General features: G+C 75.3%; 16 protein-coding genes. 10 read left to right on the plus strand and 6 right to left on the minus strand.

Annotation, left to right across the window (positions count from 1 at the left end; genetic code table 11):
* Positions 1 to 4: 4 nt before the first annotated feature.
* The gene (locus ACFCY1_RS19025) at positions 5 to 1,210 is read left to right on the plus strand and encodes an MFS transporter (protein WP_375875301.1); all 1,206 of its coding nucleotides are present in this window, start codon (positions 5 to 7) and stop codon (positions 1,208 to 1,210) included.
* 92 nt (positions 1,211 to 1,302) lie between these two features.
* Here the strand turns inward: ACFCY1_RS19025 and ACFCY1_RS19030 are convergent, their stop codons facing one another.
* Positions 1,303 to 1,695 (minus strand): MerR family transcriptional regulator, encoded by a 393-nt coding sequence (locus ACFCY1_RS19030; protein WP_117492190.1) that lies wholly within the window; start codon positions 1,693 to 1,695, stop codon positions 1,303 to 1,305.
* A 16-nt stretch (positions 1,696 to 1,711) separates the two neighbouring features.
* Positions 1,712 to 2,731: an MDR family NADP-dependent oxidoreductase gene (locus ACFCY1_RS19035; RefSeq protein WP_375875302.1), complete on the minus strand. Its 1,020-nt coding sequence runs from the start codon at positions 2,729 to 2,731 to the stop codon at positions 1,712 to 1,714.
* A 238-nt stretch (positions 2,732 to 2,969) separates the two neighbouring features.
* On the opposite strand from ACFCY1_RS19035, the gene ACFCY1_RS19040 reads away from it, so the two are divergent.
* Positions 2,970 to 3,710, plus strand: a complete 741-nt coding sequence (locus tag ACFCY1_RS19040; RefSeq protein ID WP_375875303.1) for a PIG-L deacetylase family protein — start codon at positions 2,970 to 2,972, stop codon at positions 3,708 to 3,710.
* A 7-nt stretch (positions 3,711 to 3,717) separates the two neighbouring features.
* Here the strand turns inward: ACFCY1_RS19040 and ACFCY1_RS19045 are convergent, their stop codons facing one another.
* The 3 genes from ACFCY1_RS19045 to ACFCY1_RS19055 form a co-directional block, all read right to left on the minus strand.
* Positions 3,718 to 4,422, minus strand: a complete 705-nt coding sequence (locus ACFCY1_RS19045; RefSeq protein ID WP_375875304.1) for a DedA family protein — start codon at positions 4,420 to 4,422, stop codon at positions 3,718 to 3,720.
* Between the two features lie 44 nt (positions 4,423 to 4,466).
* The gene (locus ACFCY1_RS19050) at positions 4,467 to 4,661 is read right to left on the minus strand and encodes a DUF1918 domain-containing protein (RefSeq protein ID WP_049659048.1); all 195 of its coding nucleotides are present in this window, start codon (positions 4,659 to 4,661) and stop codon (positions 4,467 to 4,469) included.
* 119 nt (positions 4,662 to 4,780) lie between these two features.
* Entirely contained in the window at positions 4,781 to 5,443 is a 663-nt protein-coding gene (locus ACFCY1_RS19055) for a TetR/AcrR family transcriptional regulator (RefSeq protein WP_074004580.1), read from the minus strand.
* Positions 5,444 to 5,819: 376 nt separating this feature from the next.
* Between ACFCY1_RS19055 and ACFCY1_RS19060 the strand changes: the two genes are divergently transcribed.
* From ACFCY1_RS19060 to ACFCY1_RS19095, 8 genes are all read left to right on the plus strand, one after another.
* Complete coding sequence (locus ACFCY1_RS19060) at positions 5,820 to 6,647, plus strand: phytanoyl-CoA dioxygenase family protein (protein ID WP_375875305.1); 828 nt, start codon at positions 5,820 to 5,822, stop codon at positions 6,645 to 6,647.
* A gap of 11 nt (positions 6,648 to 6,658) precedes the next feature.
* On the plus strand, positions 6,659 to 7,228 hold the full coding sequence (locus ACFCY1_RS19065) for a DUF6309 family protein (RefSeq protein WP_117492184.1): 570 nt from the start codon (positions 6,659 to 6,661) through the stop codon (positions 7,226 to 7,228).
* Positions 7,225 to 11,643 carry an AMP-binding protein gene (locus ACFCY1_RS19070; protein ID WP_375875306.1) on the plus strand — a complete coding sequence of 1,473 codons (4,419 nt, stop codon included), beginning with the start codon at positions 7,225 to 7,227 and terminating at the stop codon, positions 11,641 to 11,643. The genes ACFCY1_RS19065 and ACFCY1_RS19070 overlap by 4 nt, the downstream gene beginning before the upstream one ends.
* Before the next feature lie 11 nt (positions 11,644 to 11,654).
* A complete protein-coding gene (locus ACFCY1_RS19075; protein ID WP_074004675.1) occupies positions 11,655 to 12,911 on the plus strand; it encodes an aspartate aminotransferase family protein in 1,257 nt (418 codons plus the stop codon).
* A 12-nt stretch (positions 12,912 to 12,923) separates the two neighbouring features.
* Positions 12,924 to 13,787 carry a TauD/TfdA family dioxygenase gene (locus ACFCY1_RS19080; RefSeq protein WP_049659062.1) on the plus strand — a complete coding sequence of 288 codons (864 nt, stop codon included), beginning with the start codon at positions 12,924 to 12,926 and terminating at the stop codon, positions 13,785 to 13,787.
* The gene (locus ACFCY1_RS19085) at positions 13,784 to 14,599 is read left to right on the plus strand and encodes an SDR family oxidoreductase (protein WP_375875307.1); all 816 of its coding nucleotides are present in this window, start codon (positions 13,784 to 13,786) and stop codon (positions 14,597 to 14,599) included. The genes ACFCY1_RS19080 and ACFCY1_RS19085 overlap by 4 nt, the downstream gene beginning before the upstream one ends.
* A 3-nt stretch (positions 14,600 to 14,602) precedes the next feature.
* Positions 14,603 to 15,349 (plus strand): class I SAM-dependent methyltransferase, encoded by a 747-nt coding sequence (locus tag ACFCY1_RS19090; RefSeq protein WP_074004583.1) that lies wholly within the window; start codon positions 14,603 to 14,605, stop codon positions 15,347 to 15,349.
* A gap of 289 nt (positions 15,350 to 15,638) precedes the next feature.
* Positions 15,639 to 16,838, plus strand: coding sequence for a glycosyltransferase 87 family protein (locus ACFCY1_RS19095; protein ID WP_375875308.1), 1,200 nt, complete (start codon positions 15,639 to 15,641; stop codon positions 16,836 to 16,838).
* Between the two features lie 61 nt (positions 16,839 to 16,899).
* Here the strand turns inward: ACFCY1_RS19095 and ACFCY1_RS19100 are convergent, their stop codons facing one another.
* A complete protein-coding gene (locus ACFCY1_RS19100) occupies positions 16,900 to 17,586 on the minus strand; it encodes a Tat pathway signal sequence domain protein (protein ID WP_375875309.1) in 687 nt (228 codons plus the stop codon).
* Between the last annotated feature and the right edge of the window lie 280 nt (positions 17,587 to 17,866).

Raw genomic sequence — 17,866 nt, forward strand, 5'->3', positions numbered from 1 at the left:
ACCGATGTCCCCCGTTCGCGACGACTTCCGCCGGTCCCAAGTGGCCATCGGCGCACTGTTCTTCGTCCTCGGATTCCAGTACGCGACCTGGGTCTCCCGGGTGCCCGCGCTCAAGGCCAGGCTCGACCTGGGCGAGGCCCAGATCGGCCTGCTGCTGATGACCTGCGGGGTCGGCGCGGCGGTGTCCTTCCCCCTGGTCGCGGTGCTGATGCGGCGGCTCGGCTCCCGCCTGCTCTCGGTGCTGTCCGCGCTCGCCCTCGGCGTCGTCCTGCTCGCGCTGTCGGTGGTGCCGAACTATCCGGTGACGCTGCTGGTGCTGTTCTTCGACGGCGTCGCGGTCGGCGCCCTGAACGTCGCGATGAACGCCCAGGGCGCCGCGCTGGAGGCCCGCTTCGAGCGGACCACGATGTCCCGGCTGCACGCCACCTTCAGCGCCGGCTCGCTGCTCGCCGCCCTGCTGGCCTCGGGCGTCACCTCCGTCACCGGCACCCTGGCGGCGCACTTCGGCGTGGCCGCCGCACTGCTCGCGGCGCTGGTCGTGGCCGCCCGGCCGGGTCTGCTGACGGACGGCCCGGCCGCGGCCGCCGAGCCGGAGGAGCGGAAGGAGCGCCGCGGCTTCGTGCTGCCGACCGTCGTGACCCTCTGGATGGGCCTGGCGATGGTGTTCGGCACCGTCACCGAGGGCGCCATGAACGACTGGTCGGCGCTCTACCTCAAGGACTACGTGCAGGCCGGCGCCGGACTCGCCCCGATGGGCATCGCGGTGGTCTCGGTGATGATGGTCTGCGCCCGGATCTTCGCGGACGGCTGGCGCACCCGCTTCGGCGACGGCCGGATCGTGCGCACCGGCAGCCTGCTGGCCGGCCTCGGACTGGCCCTCGCCCTGGCGGTCGGCGGTGTCGTCCCGACCCTGCTCGGGTTCGCCTGCGTCGGCCTCGGCGTGGCGGCGGTGACCCCGTGCGTCTACGTCGCCGCCGCCCGGCAGGGCCCCGACGCGCTCTCCCTGGTCGCCGCCATGGGCACCACCGGCCTGCTGGCCGGCCCCGCCGTGATCGGCTTCATCGCCGGCGCCACCAGCCTGCTCTGGGGCATGGCCGCCGTCGCCGCCTCGGCGGCCGTCGTCTCGCTCTGCGCCACCCGGATCCGCTGGCCCGACCAGGACGCCCCCGCCGCCCCCGCCGAACCCCGGCTCGCCGCCGACGCGACCTGACCCCACCCCCGGACCCTCGCCCGGCACCTCGCGCACCCCCGTCGCGAGGTGCCGGGCGAGTCTGTTGCGGAGGCCGGTGACCCGGGCGTCCGTCAGTCCCCGGCCGGGACGTCCGCGCCGCCGGTGGCGATGTGGTGGGCGAGCCTGGCGCGCAGCGCGGTGAGGCGGGCGATCTCGGCGTCCAGCGCGGCCAGCCGGGCGTGGACGACGGGGGCGAAGGTGTCGGGACCGGGGGAGCCGGAGCAGCGCACCGGCGGGTCCTGGTCGAGCAGGTCGAGGCGGTGGGCCCGGCTGGCCAGGTCGTCCACCGTCAGCCCGGTGGCGAGGAGTTGGCGGATCACCCGGACCCGGGCGACCTCGGCGTGGCCGTACTCGCGCTGGCCGGAGGCGGAGCGGGCGGGCGGTCGGAGGAGGCCGCGCTGTTCGTAGAAGCGCAGCGCCCTGGGTGTGGTGCCCGCCGCCGCTGCCGCGTCCCCGATCCGCATGCCCGCTCCCTGGTCGTCAGAGTTCCACGACGGTCGTCCCGAAGGTGTCCCCGGTGAACAGTCCGGTCAACGCTCCGACGGCCCGGTCGATGCCCGCCACCGGCGTCCGGGGCAGGACGATCTCCCCGGCGCGCAGCCAGCCGGCCAGGCGCTCCCGCCACTCGGCCTCCAGGTCCGGGTGGTCGAGCACGGTGAAGCCGCGCAGGCTCAGGCCGAGGGTGGCGACCCGGAAGGCGTCGATCACGGCGGGTGCGTCGCCGCCCCGGCGTTCCGGTGCGAGCTGGCCGTCCAACGCGCCGACCAGGGCGAACCGGGCGCCGTGCCGGGCCGCGTCCACGGCGGCGGTCAGCTGCTCGCCGCCGACCAGGTCCAGCACGACGTCGACGCCCTCCGGTGCCGCCGCGGCCAGTTGCTCGGCGAAGGGCCGCCCGCCGGGCACCAGCGCCGCGTCGTAGCCGAGTTCGGCGGTCAGCCGCTCCGCCTTGGCTGGCGAGCGGGTGGTGCCGATCACCCGGGCGGCGCCGAGCAGCCGGGCGACCTGCCCGGCCACCGTGCCGACCGCGCCGGCCGCGCCGGTCACCAGCACCACGTCGCCCGGGCGCACCCCGGCGGAGCGGGTCAGCCCGCCGTAGCCGGCCGAGGCGGCGGAGACCAGGGCGAGCGGGTCCGGGAATTCCGACGGGACGGGGGTGAGATGCGCGGCCTCGGCGAGCGCGTGGCTCCGCCAGCCGTTCAGGTGGGTGACCAGGTCGCCGGGGCGCAGCGGCCCGTCCTCCGGTGCGGCCAGCACCTCGCCGAGGGCGGGCCCGAACAGCGCGTCCCCGGGGGCGATGTGCGGCATCGGCAGGCCGGAGCCCGCGCCGCCGATCAGCGTGCGCAGCCCGGGGAAGACCAGGAAGGCCCGGTTGCGGACGAGGACCTCCCCGGGGCCGGGCGCCGCCAGCGGCTCCTCGGCCACGGTGAAGTCCCCGGGGGCGGGCAGTCCGGCCGGTGCGGCGGTCAGCCGGACGACGCGGGCGGTGGTGGGCAGGGCCATGGCGGCACTCCTCTGAGCGGGCGGGGGAGGCGGCGGCGGTCGGTGCCGCCGCGGGACGCCCGGACGCTAACCCCTGACCCTTGCGTCAGGGGCAAGCCGCCTGGCCGCGGAGGTGTCTGACGGGGCGTGGGGGACGCGGGTCTTCTAGAGTCACGCGTGGTACGGACGTACGCCTGTGATACCTCCGTACGTCCGTACCGCCGGACGACCCCGAGCCGCACCGAGAGGAACGAGCAGCATGACCGAGCAGGCCCCCGAGCCCTTCGAGCCCGTCGACGAGGACTGGCGGACGGCGCTGGCGATCGTCGCCCACCCCGACGACATGGAGTACGGCGGGGCCGCGGCCGTCGCCCGCTGGACCTCGCAGGGCAAGAAGGTCGTCTATGCGATGGTGACCAGCGGCGAGGCGGGCATCGACACGCTGGACCCGGCCGAGTGCGGTCCGCTGCGCGAGGCGGAGCAGATCGCCTCGGCGCGCGTGGTCGGCGTCGACACCGTGGAGTTCCTCGGCCACCCGGACGGCGTGGTGGAGTACGGGCTGCCGCTGCGCCGGGACATCGCCCGGGTGGTGCGCCGGCACCGGCCGGACATCGTGATCACCAGCAACTTCCGGGACACCTACGGCGGGGTGTTCCTCAACCAGGCCGACCACGTCGCGGTCGGCCGGGCCACCCTGGACGGGGTCCGGGACGCCGGGAACCGCTGGGTGTTCCGCGAGCTGCTGTACGAGGGCCACGAGCCGTGGAACGGCGTGCGGCAGATCTGGGCGGTGGCCTCGCCGGAGGCGAAGCACGCGGTGGACACCACCGGGACCTTCGACCAGGGCGTCGCCTCGCTGGAGGAGCACAAGGCGTACCTGGCCGGGCTGGGCGGGGCGATGGCGGAGCCGCGGGAGTTCCTGGAGGGCTTCGGCCGGGGCGCGGGCAGCCGGCTGGGGACGCGCTTCGCGGTGCCGTTCGAGGTGTTCCCGCTGCGTTGACCTCCGGCTACCCGGAGCCCGCGTCGGGGCCGGAGTCGGGGCCGGAGCCGGCGTCGGGGTCGGAGTCGGCGTCGGTGCCCGCGCGGCGCCGGCGCCGGTAGCGCAGCACCTGCCGCAGCAGGAGGGCGGCGACCAGCACGCCCAACCCGACCGCGAACCAGACCTGGTAGCGCAGCGCCGTGTGGTACACGGCGCCGATGTTGGCACCGGCGAGGTAGCCGAAGGTGCCCCAGACCGCCGTCCACAGCACCGCGCCGAGCAGGTTGAACGCCAGGAACCGGCGTCGGGGCATCTCCGTGGTCCCGGCGATGATCCCGTTGTACTGGCGCAGCCCGTCCACGAAGCGGGCGACCGCGACCACCTTGCCGCCGTGCCGGGCGAAGAAGCCGTCGGCGCGCTCCATCCGGGCCGGGGTGAGCAGCACGTAGCGGCCCCAGCGGTGGACGAAGGCGCGTCCGCCGGTGCGGCCGATCAGGTAGCCGAGGCCGTTGCCGAGCGCGGCGGCGCCGGTGGCGATCAGCAGGACGGCGGCGAGGTCGAGGTGCCCGGTGCCGGCGTACACCGAGGCCAGCACCAGGACGGTCTGCCCGGGCACCGGGACGCCGCAGTTGTCCAGCAGGACGAGCACCGCCACCGCGAGGTACCCGTAGTGGTCCAGCAGTGGCGCGAGTCCGGCGAGTGCCCCGGGCAGCGGGGTCGTGGGGGCGGGCACCGCTCCTCACCACCTCGCGCGGGGCGGGGTGGCGGGGGAGTGGGTCAGCGTTCCGCCTGGCGCTGTTCGATGTTGCAGTCGGGGCCGGGGTAGATCAGGCCCTCGTGGCCGTCCTCGAAGCGGACCACGTACGGCGGTTCGCCGTCGGTGCCGCGCACCTCGACGATCTCGCCCTTCTGGTCCACCATGCCCACCGACCTGCTGTGGATGTGGAGCCGGTCACCTACCGCCGCGTGCATGGTCTGCTCCCTCGGGTCGTGTGCCGGGCCGCCTCCGCGGACGGTTCCCGCTATCCACTGTGCTGCGGGGGCGGCGGGCGCGCAACGCCTCGGGCGGGCGGGGCCCGCGGGGCCGGGCCTCAGCGGGCGGACGGCTGTTGCGCGAGGTAGCCGCGGACCAGCCGCTTGCACTCGGCGATCAGCGCCGGATCGCCGTCCGGGGACTCCCGGAAGGCCAGCTTGAGCACCGCGTCGGCGGCCTCCAGGGCCACCCGCAGGGTCAGCATGACGGCCGTCGGGTCGCCCGCCCGGAACAGTTCGCCGCCGAGCGCCTGGAGCCGCAGGGCGACGGCGGTGTTGTTGTCCACGCCCGCGTCCAGCAGGTACCGGTCGTCCCGGACACCGGTGGGGACGGCCGGTCCGGCCAGGCCGAAGTCCAGTTGGCCGAAGCCCGGCACCGCGCGCTTCATCGCCACGAACTCCTCCACCGCGAGATCGGTGAAGACGGCGGGGCCGACCGGCGCGGCGGCGGCCAGCCGGGCGTCCAGGCGCTGGAGGTAGTGGTCGAGGTTGCGGGTGGCGAGCGCCGCCAGCAGGTCCTCCTTGCCGGCGAAGAACTGGTACAGGGTGCCGATCGGCACCTGGGCGCGCTGGGCGACCTCCTTGGTGGTGAGCGCGGTCGCCCCGACCTCGTCCAGCAGCCCGGCGCAGGCGTCCAGGATGCGGCCGTACCGCTCCAGGCTGCGCTGCTGGACCGGGCGGCGCCGGACCGGTCCGGGGGCGGGGTGACTCCTGTCGCTCATGACCTCACTGTGCCGCATCCGCTGTTGCGGCGGCGAATCACCGGGGCGCGAACGGACCGGAGTTCCCCGTGGGACGGGAGACGACTGGTGGCCGGAGCTGAACGGCACGGTGGCGGGAAGGTGTCCACGGGTTGGCATTGGTCTTGTCGTGGACGCGAAGACAGGTTCATACTCCTGAGGCGGACTACCTTGCGTGATCAACGCATGCCTCTTCGTGGTGATCACGATTCAGCTGTGGCGGCCGAGGCGCCTGTGACGGACGCTCCGCCGCCACCCGAGGTCTGGATGACGCCGTGTGCCCCCACTGCCCGCGCCACGTCCCGTGGCGCCGATTCCCTGTGTGTTCCCCGCCGAACGGAAGGAGGGGATCGGTTCGGTGACGCCGTCCTCCGGAGGGCGTGAGGCCCTCGACACCGAGCACCGCCGCCAGTTCCTGGAGTCCGGGTACCTGGTCCTGCCCGGCCTGCTGCCGGAAGCGCTGCGCGAACGGCTCGCGCCCGAGGTGGACCGGTGGGTCGACGAAGGCCTGCGGGCCCGGTCGATCGCCGCGTGCGCCGACCCCTTACGGCACGGACCGCCCCCGCTGCTGGAACTGGAACTGCCCGCCCACGGCGAACTCCTCACCCACCCGCCCCTGTTGCGCACCCTGACCCGCCTGCTCGGGCCGGACTTCGTCTTCCACCACCTGCACAGCGACCGCCAGGACCCGGGGATCCCGGGCAAGGCCTGGCACCACGACTGCGAGCCCAACGACCGCTCCGACCCGTCGCTGCTGATGGTCCACGCGCTGCACTACCTCGGCGGACTGGACGAGAAGGTCGGCAGTCTGGCCGTGCTGCCCGGCTCGCACCTGCGCACCGTCGGCAAGTCCGCCTACGCCCACCACGGCACCGGCGAACTGCCCGGCGAGGTGGTCATCGACCGGCTGCCGCCCGGCTCCACCGTGCTGCTCAACTCGGCGCTGTTCCACACCCGCCGGCCGGCACCCGAAGGGCCGGGCCGCCCCCGGTACTTCGTCGACGCCTCCTACTGCCAGGTGGGAGCGCGCTGGCGCCCGGTGAAGCCGTACTGGCGGCAGATGCTCGCCCGGGCCCGCGAACTGGACCTGGCCGACGGCCAGTGGCCCGAGCTGTTCGCGGAGCGGCACTTCACCGAGTACACCGGCAGCGAACACGCCCGCACCGAGTACACCGGAACCGTCTGAGGAGCACTGCCGTGGAGATCGTCACAGCCGTCGCCTACCCCGAGGTCCACGACGCCTACCTGCGGGACCACCCGGTGGATCGGGCCCACGAGGCGAACAGCAACATGTACGGCGAGGAGAACCTCGACCGTGCCGACCGCATCCCCGGCGGCTGGTGGCGGATCCGGCTCTCCCGGACGGACGTCCTGGGCATCGTGCTGCCCTGGCACCTGAGCGAGGGCGGGGAGCTCGAACTGGTGCCGCGCTCCGGGCTGACGGTGGGCGAGGCGGCCGAGCGGATCCGCGCGGGCGGAGCGGCCTGGACCGCCGCCAACCCGGTCTGCGCGGCGAAGCTGCGGCTGCTGAGGTGGGCCCCGCTCACGCCCGTCTTCCTCAGCACCGCCCCGGTCGACCACTCCGACTACGGGGACCTCGTGCTCCGGTCGGGGCTGATCCACCTCGACGGCCTGCACCGCATGCTGGCCTGGGAGTTGGCCGGACGGTTGCCCGAGCGGGAGCTGCTGGACGGCTACCTGGTGGGCGACCCGGGGGTGGCCGCCGGGCCCGCCCGGGCGGGCCGGAGGGGGGACGAGTCGGCGTGACCTCCGCGACACAGCACCTCCGGTCCGCGGCCTGCGGCCACCCGGCCGACCCCGCCCACCGGGCCCGCTCGCTGCCCGACCTGCTCGCCCACCACGCCCGGGCGCACCCCGACCGGCCCGCCCTGGGCGACGGCGTCCGCACCTTCGACTACCGCACGGTCGACACCGCGGCCGACCGGATCGCCGCCCGGCTGGCCGCCGCCGGCACCCGCCGGGGCGACCGGGTCGCCCTGCTCGGGCCCCGGGACGCCCGGATGCTGGTGCTGCTGTACGGCGTGCTGCGCGCGGGCGCGGCGGCCGTGCTCGCCGATCCGGACTGGTCGGCGGCCGACCTGGCCCGGCGGCTGGCCTCCGTCCGGGTGGCCCGGGTGCTCGCCACCGAGGGCGGCCTCGGCGGGGAGGTGGTGGACGTCGAGGCGCTGCCGGAGCTGCCCCCGGTGACCACCGAGGTACGGGGCGAGGACCTCGCGTACCTCTCCTTCACCTCCGGGTCGAGCGGCGAGCCCAAGGCGGTGGCCGTCACCCACGCCAACGCCGTGCACTACGCCCGGGCTCTGGCCGGGCGGCTCGACCTCACCGAGGCCGACGCGCCCCGCGCCGCCCACGTCACCACCCTGGCCGCCGACCTCGGCCACACCGCCTGGCTGCTCGCCCTGGCCACCGGCGGCTCGGTGCACCTCGTGCCGGACCGCGAGGTGCGCGACCCGGAAGCCTTCTGGGCCTCGCTGCGGCGGGCCCGGGTGGACGTGCTGAAGACCACCCCCTCGCACCTGACCGCCCTGCTGGAGGGCCGCCCGGCCGACTCCCCGCCGCTGCACACCGTGCTGCTCGGCGGCGAGGCGCTGCCCCGCCCGCTCGCCGCCGCCCTGCTCGACGGCGGCACCACCGCGCGGCTGGCCAACCACTACGGACCGACCGAGACCACCGTCGGCGCCACCTGCCTGCTCGTCACCTCCGCCCGCCAACTGCCCGCCGAGGAGCCGACCGTACCGATCGGCACCGCGATCGGCGAGGTGCTGCTGACCGTGGTGGACGGCGATGGCCGGGCGGTGCCGGACGGCTCGGTGGGCGAACTGCTCATCGGCGGCCGGGGCGTGGCCGCCGGGTACTTCGGCCGGCCGGACGAGACCGCCCGCGGCTTCGTCCGGCGCGACGGCCGACTCGTCTACCGCACGGGCGACCTGTGCCGACGGCGGGCGGACGGCAGCCTGGTCTTCCTGGGCCGGGTGGACCGCCAGGTCAAGGTCCGCGGCTACCGGGTGGACCTCGCCGAGGTCGAGCGGGCGATGGACGGCCACCCGGGCGTCGCGCGCTCGGCGGCGCTGCTGCGGGAGACCGCGCTCGGCAACCAACTCATCGGTGTCGTCCGGCTGTTGGACGGCGCGGACGGGACGGGGGGCCTGGACGGGGCTGGGAGCCTGGACGGGCTGCGGGCGCACCTGCGGGACCGGCTGCCCGGCTACTCCGTGCCGCAGCCGATCCTGGTGCTGCCGCGGTTCCCGGTCGGACCGAACGGCAAGCTCGACCGGCAGCGGCTGGCCGAGCTGGCGGCCGAACTGGTCGAGGCCCGGGCCGAGTCGGGCGACACCGGGTCGGACGGAACCGAACCGGACGACACCGGGGTGAACGGCGGTGCGGGGAGCGGACCGGCCGGGGAGATCGCCCGGTTCTGGGCGGGAGCCCTGGGCCTGCCCGCCGTCGGGCCGCGCGCCGACGTGCTCGGCCTCGGCGGGGACTCCATCCTCGCCATGCGCACCATCGCCCTCCTGCGGCGCTCCGGCCTGCGGGTCGCCTACGAGGACTTCTACCGGTACCCGACGGCGGAGGGCCTGGCGGCGGTCGCCGTCCCGGTCGCGCCGTCCGTCCCGGCCCCGCGCGGCTCCACGAGCGGTCGCCGACTCGCCCCGGCCCAGCGGTGGTTGTACCGGCAGCGGACGGTGCGGGACCTGCGGCACTGGAACCAGTCGGTGCTGCTGCGCTGTCGCACCGCCGTCGACCCGGAGGCGCTCTCGGCGGCCGTCGCGGCCGTCCTGGAACGGCACCCGGCGCTGCGCCGGCCGGTCACCCTGGACGGCTGCGGCGAGGTCCGGGCGGTGGCCGAGCTCGACCCGGTCTCCTTCTCCCGGATCCCGCGCGCGGCCGGGGAGCTCGCCGACACCGTCGCCGGGGTCTGCACCGAACTCCACCGCAGCCTCGACCCGTCGGCCGGCCGGCTGCTGCGCGCCCACCTGTTCACCGGCCCGCCCGGCACCGACGACCGGCTCGCGCTGATCGCGCACCACCTGGTGGTCGACGGGCTGTCCTGGCGGATCCTGCTGGACGACCTGGCGCACGCGTACCGGGCGGTGCTCGACCGGAAGCCGGTCGACCTGCCGCCGACGGCGGACTTCTACGCCTGGGCGGCGGTCTCGTCCTCCGACGCGGCGGAACCCGTCGCCGTGGAAGCCGTCGTCGGGGACGCCACCGTCGGGAAGGTCGAGGAGGCCGGGGAGGTCGGAGAGGCCGAGGAGCCCGCCGCGCTCAGCTGGGCGCTCGACCCGGACGCCACCGCCCGGCTGATCGCCCGGCACGGTGCCGGGGCCGGGTTGGAGGCCGTACTGCTGGCCGCCTTCGCCGAGGCCGTCACCGGTGACGGCGGCCGCCCCCGGCTCGCGGTGGAGGTCGAGACCCACGGCCGGGACGCGGTCGGCGACCCGGGCGAATTCCTGGACACCGTCGGCTGGTTCACCGCCGTCAAGCACGTCGAGCTGGACTCCGGGGCCACCCCGGACACCGTGGCCCGGCGGCTGCGCGAGGCCCCCGTCCGGCCGATGGACGGGCCCGGCGGACGGCCCGCCGTCGGCTTCAACTTCCTCGGCACCTTCCGGCTGCCCGAGGAGCCCGCGCTGGACTGGACCGTCGCCGCCGAACAGGCCGGCACGGCCCGCTGTACGGGCGGCGACCCGCTGTACGAACTGCGGCTCACCGCACGGGTGGTGGAGCAGCGGCTGGTCGCCGACCTGGTGTACGGCCGGCCCGGCCTGCCGCACCCCGCCGCCGAGCGGATCACCGGGCGGTTCGCCCGCGCCGTGGCGGCCGAGGCGCAGGCCGATGTCCAGATCGACCCCCAGGCCGAGGTCGTCGGCCGGACCGACGCGCGGGCCGACACCGAGGCGCCGGAGGCCGCACCGCCCGTCCGGGCACCGCTGTCCACCTCCGGCCAACTGCTGCACCCCGGTGTCGCCCCGACGGCCCGGGCGACGGTGCGCGAACCCGCCCGGGTGCTGCTCACCGGCGCCACCGGCTACCTCGGACGGCACCTGCTGGAGGCCTTCCTGGCACGCGGTGCCGAGGTCACCTGCCTGGTGCGGGCCGCCGACGACGCCGAGGCGCTGAAGCGGCTCGGCACCGGCGCGGCGGGCGCGGTCCGGCCCGCCCGGGCGCTCGCCGGGGACATCGACCGGGACGGCCTCGGCCTCTCCCCGGCCGCACTGGAACACGCCCGGGGCGCCCACCTGGTGGTGCACGCGGCGGCGGACGTCCGACTGGTGGCCTCGCCCGACGAGCTGGAGCGCACCAACCACACGGCGGTGCGCCGACTGCTCGACTGGGTCGGGGAGCACGCCCCGGACGCCCGGGTCCACCACGTCTCCACGCTGGCCGTCTCGGGCGGCGTCGACGGCCCGCCGCGCCGCTTCAGCGAGGCGGACCTGGAGATCGGCCAGCACTTCCGCACCCCGTACGAGCGGACCAAGTACCGGGCCGAACAGGCCGTCCGGGCCTGGGCCGCCCGCGGGCACGCCGCCTACCTGCACCGCAGCGGCCACATCGCGGCGCACAGCCGGACCGGCGCGTTCCAGGCCAACGCCGGCGACAACCGGATCTACCAGCTGCTCCGCGGCTACCTGCTGGCCGGCGCCGCGCCGAGCCGGCCGGGCACCGCCTTCGCGTTCTCGTACGTGGACACGGTGGCCGCCGGGATCGCCGCGATCGCCCTCGACCCGTACGCCGCGCCCGGCGCGTACCACGTGGAGACGCCGCACGCCGTCCCGCACGACGAGCTGGTGCGGTGGCTGGCCGGGCACGGCCACGCCGTACGGCTCACCGACGAGGCGGCCTTCGCGGCCGCCCTCGCCCGGGCCGAGCGCCGCCACCCGACGGCCGCCCGGGTGGCCGCCGCCTGGGCGGCGCAGGAGGAGCGCCGCGTCCTGGTGGACAGCTCGTACACCACCGCGGTGCTCGACCGCCTGGGCGTGCGGTTCGCCGCGCCGACCCCGCGGTGGTGGTCGGCCGCACTCACCTGGGCCGCCGAGGCCGGCTACCTGCCGCCCGCCGGCCCGACTCCGCTCACCCGTGACGACATCCGTGACGACGTCCGCGACGGCGCCGGTCACGACCCCCGAGACGACATCCGTGAAGGCAGGACCAACCCGTGAAGGCAGGCCCCGTGTCCCAGCTCTCCCCGGCGCTCAAGCAGGCCACCCCGGTCGTCGCCGTACGCGGCGAAGGACTCCACCTCTACGACGCCGACGGCCGCCGCCACCTCGACTTCACCTCCGGCGTGGGGGTGACCAGCACCGGCCACTGTCACCCGAAGGTGGTCGAGGCCGTCCGGGAACAGGCCGGACGGCTCATCCACGGGCAGTACACCACCGTGCTGCACGATCAGCTGCTCACGCTCACCGAGCGGCTCGGCGAGGTCCTGCCGTCCGGCCTGGACTCGCTGTTCTACGCCACCGCCGGCACCGAGGCGGTGGAGGCCGCGCTGCGGCTCGCCCGGCACGCCACCGGGCGGCAGAACGTGATCGTCTTCGAGGGCGCGTTCCACGGCCGCACCATGGGCGCGGCCTCGCTCACCACGGCCGGCACCCGGTTCCGGGCCGGCATCGGCCCGCTGATGCCCGGGGTCGCGGTGGCGCCCTTCCCGGCCGCGTTCCGGCTCGGGCTGTCCGAGGACGAGGCGGTGGCGCACGCCCTGCGCGGACTGGACGAGGTGCTCGCCACCGTCTCCGCACCCGCCGAGACGGCCGCGATGTTCGTCGAGCCGGTGCTCGGCGAGGGCGGCTACGTCCCGGCCCCGCCCGGCTTCCTGGCCGGGCTGCGCGAGCGGGCCGACCGGCACGGGATCCTGCTGGTGGTGGACGAGGTGCAGACCGGCTTCGGCCGTACCGGCCGGTTCTGGGCCCACCAGTACGAAGAAGGGGTGCGCCCCGACGTCCTGATCACCGCCAAGGGCCTGGCCAGCGGCTTCCCGCTGTCCGCGATCGCCGCGCCCGCCGAGCTGATGGGCCGCGCCTGGCCCGGCTCGCAGGGCGGCACCTACGGGGGCAACCCGGTGGCCTGCGCCGCCGCGCTGGCGACCCTGGACGTGCTGCGCGAGGAGCGGCTGGTCGAGAACGCGGCCGAGCAGGGCGCCCGGCTGCTGGCCGGGCTGCGGGCGGTCGCCGCCGAGGCGCCCGGGATCGCCGACGTCCGCGGGCTCGGACTGATGGCCGCCAGCGAGTTCTGCCGCCCGGACGGCACCCCGGACCCGGAGGCGGCCCGGCGGGCCCAGCAGGCCGCGGCCGAGCACGGCCTGCTGCTGTTGCTGTGCGGGATCCACCTCAACACGGTCCGGATGATCCCCGCGCTGGTGGTCACGGCCGAACAGATCGACGAGGGCCTGGAACTGTGGGCGAAGGCCGTCGCGGCCGGCGGCCGGTAGGGAGGAGAGGACATGGACGCGGTGACCGAAATCGGCTGGAGCAGCCTGGAGTTGGACGCCCGGCGGGAGCTCTGGTCGCTCCCGCTGGAGGAACGGGAGCGGCGGCTGCTCTGGGCCGACGCGCGGGCCGGGCAGTGGGGCGCGGGTGAGCAGGTGCGGACCAGGCTGCGGGAGTTCGTCCGGAACGCCGCCGACTCGGTGGGCATCACCCATGTGAGCGGCCTGGTGGACGCGACCCGCCCGGAGCAGGAGATCACCGAGGTGCTCTCCTTCCTCCTGGGGGACTTCGGCCGGATCGTCCCGCAGAACGGGCGCGGCGACCTCACCTCGGTGCTGCACGACCAGGACGGCGACGGAAACACCGAGCTGGGCTTCCACTGCGACACCTGCGACCTGCTGGTCCTGCTCTGCCTGCGGCCCGCCTTCGACGGCGGCGGGCTGACCAAGCTGGCGAGCGCCCGGCACGTGCACGACCTGATCGAGCGGGAGCGGCCGGACGCGCTGGCCACGCTCCGCGAGGAGTGGACCTTCGAGCGCAGCGGCCGGGCCGGTCCGCAGGTGGTGGTCACCCCGATCCTGTACGACCGCAAGGACGGAACGATCGGGTGCTACTACCAGACCCGCACCGTCCGCTCCTCTCCCGACCGTGGCGGACCGGAATTGACGGACCGTCAGTGGGAGGCGCTCGGCGTGCTGGACGAGGTGCTCTACCGGCCGGAGATCGCCTTCGGGCTGCCGATGGCCGCCGGTGACCTGCTGATCATCCGCAACAGCCGTGTGCTGCACGGGCGTTCGCCGTTCATCGACGAGCCGGGCCCGTACGCCCGGCGGATGCTGCGGGTCTGGGTGAACGAGGGGGAGGAGTGGACGCCGTGACCGCTGGAGCCGAGAGCACGGGAGCCGTGACCGCCGGAGCCGGCACCGGAGGCGCGCCCGCACCGCACGGGCGGGTGGCGATCGTCACCGGCGGGGGCAGCGGCCTCGGCCGGGCCTCGGCACTGGCCCTGCTGGCGGCCGGCTGGACCGTGGCCGTCGCCGGGCGGCGCAAGGACGCGCTGGAGGAGACCGCCGCCCTGGCCGGGCCCGGAGCCGCCCGGGTGCTGCCCGTCCCGACGGACATCCGCAGCCCGGAGGAGGTCGCCCGGCTCTTCGACACCGTCCTCGACCGCTACGGCCGGGTGGACCTGCTGTTCAACAACGCGGGCGCCGCCGCCCCGCGCCGGCCGATCACCGAGACCCCGTTCGAGGACTGGAACCGGGTGCTGGACACCATCGTCACCGGCGGCTTCCTCTGCGCCCGCGAGGCCTTCCGGGTGATGAGCACCCAGACCCCGCAGGGCGGGCGGATCATCAACAACGGCGCGCCCTCGGCCTACGTGCCGCGCCCCAACTCCATCGCGTACACCGCCGCCAAGCACGCCGTGCTCGGCCTCACCAAGGTGCTCGCCCTGGACGGCCGGGCGTACGGCATCTCCTGCGGGCAGATCGACGTCGGCAACGTCACCCCGGTGGACGGCGGCCCGCAGCCGGCCGCGATGCAGGCCGACCGGACCATGGCCGTCGAGGCGACCATCCCGGTGGACCGCTTCACCGAGGCCCTGGTGCTGATGGCCTCGCAGCCGCCGGACACCACCATCCAGTCCCTGGTCGTGCTGCCGACCACCATGCCGTTCGTCGGAAGGGGCTGAGCCGTGCTGGTCAGCGCACGCTCCTTCGCGGAGTACCGGGCGATGTTCGCGCTCACCGAGCGCGACCTGGCGCAGCGTGTCCTGGACTGCCCGGCCGGCGCCGCGAGCTTCGTGGCGGAGGCCGGGCGGCGCGGCATCGACGCCGTCGCCGTCGACCGTCAGTACGCCGAGCACCGCGAGGAGCTGGGCCTGCTGGTGGAGCGGGAGACCGGGTTCAAGCGCGAGCGGCTGGTGAAGGAGACGGCCGACCACGTGTGGTCCTGGTACACCGACGCGGACGACATGATCCGCCAGTGGACCGCCAACGCCCGGGACTTCCGCGCCGACATCGCCGCCCGCCCGGACCGCTACGTGGCCGGCTCGCTGCCCGAACTCCCCTTCGCCGACGACTCCTTCGACCTGGTGCTCAGCTCGCACCTGCTGTTCTCGTACGGCAACCGGCTGGACGGGGACTTCCACCGGGCGGCCCTGCTGGAGCTCGCCCGGGTGGCGCGGCGCGAGGTGCGGGTGTTCCCGCTGATGGTGTACGACACGCGGGAGCGCTACCCCGGGCTGGAGCCGCTGCGCGAGGAACTGGCGGACCTCGGCGTCCCCAGCCGGGTGGAGCGGGTGGCCTACGAGTTCCGGCCGGGGGAGAACGAGATGCTGGTGCTCGCCACGGCGGGCTACCGGACGCCGGCCCGGACCGCGGCGGGCGCCGCGGTGGCCGAGGACCCGGTGCGGTGGCGGCACCGGGAGGCCGGGGACTGACCGCTGCCGGTCGCCCGCTCGCTCCCCGGGCCGGAGCCGTACGAGCTCAGGCCCGGGGCGGGCCCGGGTGGGTCGGTCCGCGGGTCGGTCGGTGGGTCGGTCGGCGGCCCGGTCGGCGGCCCGCGGAAATCCGTACCGGTTCGTTGTCGTCCGTTTCCGGTGGGTGCCGCGTCCTGGTGGTATGAACCACTGTCCAGTCCGACCCGAACCCGACCTGCGCCCCGGCCCCCAGGAAGCCGCGCCGGACCGAGGGACCCCGCCTCCGCGCCGGGCCGATCCGGTGGTGCCGGTGCCGGTGCCGGTGCCGGTCGCGGTGGCGGCGGTGGCGTCCGCGCTCCTGCTCCGGGGCCTGCTGCTGCAGTACGAGTCGTCGGACTGGTACTACTTCCTCGGCCCCTGGTACCGGTACATCGCGGCGCACGGCGGATTCCAGGCCCTCGGCGACACCGGCTTCTCGGACTACAACGTCCCCTACCTGTACCTGATGGCCGCGCTCGGCCGACTGCCGGTGCCCGCGCTGGCGGCGGTCAAGTGCCTGTCGGTCCTCTTCGACCTGGCGCTGGCCTACTACACCCACCGCATCGTCGCGCTGCGGTGGCCGCACCGGCCCTGGCGGCCCTTCGCGGCGGCGGTGACCGTGCTGTTCCTGCCCACGGTCGTGACCAACAGCGGGTGGTGGGCCCAGGCCGACGCGATCTTCACCGCCTTCCTGCTCGGCGGCGTCCACCACCTCCTGCGTGGCCGGCCCTGGTGGACCTGCGCCTTCTTCGGGATCGCCCTGGCCTTCAAGCTCCAGGCGGTCTTCCTCTTCCCCCTGCTGCTCGTCGTGGTCCTGGCCCGGCGGATGCCGTGGCGGTGCCTGCTGGCCGTCCCGGCCGCCTACCTGGCGCTCGACGTCCCCGCCGTGCTGCTCGGCGCCGACCCCTGGCAGCTGCTGACGGTGTACGCCCGGCAGACCGGGACCTACCGGGACCTCACGCTCAACGCGCCGTCGGTCTACCAGTTCGTCTCGGTGCCGTCCGGCGAGGACGACCCGGTGCGCCGGGCGGGCGTGCTGGTCGCGGGCGCGTTGGTGCTGGCGCTGATCGCCCTGGCGGTCCGGGCCCTGCGAAGCGCCGGAGGCGCGGCCGGAGAGTCCCTTGCCGGCAGGTCCACGGCCGGGGGCGGACGGGCGGGGCTCACCGGGACGGGGATCCTGCTGCTGGCCACCGTCTTCGCGATCGCGGTGCCGTTCCTGCTGCCGTCCATGCACGAGCGCTACTTCTACGTCGCGGACGTCCTCAGCGTGATCGTCGCCTTCCACCTGCCCCGACAGCTCTGGTACCTGCCGGTGCTGGTCCAGCTCGCGTCCTTCGGCAGCTACCTCAAGTTCATCGCACCCGGCGTGGCGCCGTACCTGTCGATGCCGGCCCACGGCGCGCTGATGCTGCTGGCACTGGTCGCCGTACTCCGGGCCGCCGCCCGGGAGTTCGGCCTGCTCCGGGTCTGACCGGAGCCGGGGTGGGCCCGGCGGCGCTGCCGCACCCGCCCCGACTCCCTCGCGGGTGCGGTCAGTTGACGAAGACCGCCGGGCTTCCCGACTGGCTGGTGTCCGCGACCGGCCCGTACGTCGCGGAGAAGTAGCCGTCGGCCGGGCAGAGCGTCGAGCCGCCGCTCTTGGCGAAGTGCTCGGTGCGGAAGGCCAGGCTGTGCGCGGTGTTGTCGGCGCTGCCGGTGAACGCGCCGCTCAGCTGGTAGGAGCAGGTGATGGTGCCGAACCAGGTGTCCAGCACGGCGGTGGCCTGGATCGTCCCGGCGGACCCGCCGGTCAGGGTGACCGGCAGGCCGGGCGCGTCGGAGACGGTGACGCCGTACGGCAGGTTGCCGACCGTCAGGCTGCGCACCGAGGTGACCCCGGTGACGTTGGCGGTGCACGAGCCGAAGGTCAGCCCGGTCAGCGACGCGGTCGCGCTGCCCGGCGCCGCCGGGTTGCCCAGCACCGAGGCCGAGAGCTGCGAGGTGGCGCAGGTGACACCGGTGGTGCTGGTCGCGGTCGAGTAGAAGGTGGCCTTGGTGCCCGGGGCGAGCGGTGCGGCGAGCGCGTCGCCGACGGCGACGGCGGTGCCGCCCGCGCTCCCGGCGGTGAGGACCGGGCCGGCGGCGAGGGACTCGGGCGACGCGGAGGCGGGTACGGCGGCCAGCGCGAGCGCGGCGGTCGCGCAGACGGCGGCGGTGGCGGGGAGGCGGCTGAAGCGCATGGGAAAACCTCTTCCTCGGTGAGGGGCGAGAAGACGTCCTCTCGCGCGTTCCCGAGCGGTGGGGACCGGGGAGCGCGCGGCGTTTCCGGGTCCACAGGGTCCAGCCGTGACCGCATGCCGTCAAGGCGATCGGACGAACTTGCTGACATTTCGTCAACAAGACCGTCCGCGCCGACGACGCCACGACGCCACGACGCCACGGCGCCCGGGGCTTGCGGCGCGGGTCTTCCCTCCACCCGCCGGGAACCGCCACTGTGGTGGACGCGGATCCCTCGGACGG

It is taken from the genome of Kitasatospora sp. NPDC056273, assembly GCF_042268845.1.
In the GTDB taxonomy this organism is placed as follows: Bacteria; Actinomycetota; Actinomycetes; order Streptomycetales; family Streptomycetaceae; genus Kitasatospora.

Excerpts from the sequence above, each read along its gene's own strand:
- ACFCY1_RS19025 (WP_375875301.1), top strand. The coding sequence starts at position 5 with ATGTCCCCCGTTCGCGACGACTTCCGCCGGTCCCAAGTGGCCATCGGC.
- ACFCY1_RS19030 (WP_117492190.1), bottom strand. The coding sequence starts at position 1,695 with ATGCGGATCGGGGACGCGGCAGCGGCGGCGGGCACCACACCCAGGGCG.
- ACFCY1_RS19035 (WP_375875302.1), bottom strand. The coding sequence starts at position 2,731 with ATGGCCCTGCCCACCACCGCCCGCGTCGTCCGGCTGACCGCCGCACCG.
- ACFCY1_RS19040 (WP_375875303.1), top strand. The coding sequence starts at position 2,970 with ATGACCGAGCAGGCCCCCGAGCCCTTCGAGCCCGTCGACGAGGACTGG.
- ACFCY1_RS19050 (WP_049659048.1), bottom strand. The coding sequence starts at position 4,661 with ATGCACGCGGCGGTAGGTGACCGGCTCCACATCCACAGCAGGTCGGTG.
- ACFCY1_RS19055 (WP_074004580.1), bottom strand. The coding sequence starts at position 5,443 with ATGAGCGACAGGAGTCACCCCGCCCCCGGACCGGTCCGGCGCCGCCCG.
- ACFCY1_RS19080 (WP_049659062.1), top strand. The coding sequence starts at position 12,924 with ATGGACGCGGTGACCGAAATCGGCTGGAGCAGCCTGGAGTTGGACGCC.
- ACFCY1_RS19100 (WP_375875309.1), bottom strand. The coding sequence starts at position 17,586 with ATGCGCTTCAGCCGCCTCCCCGCCACCGCCGCCGTCTGCGCGACCGCC.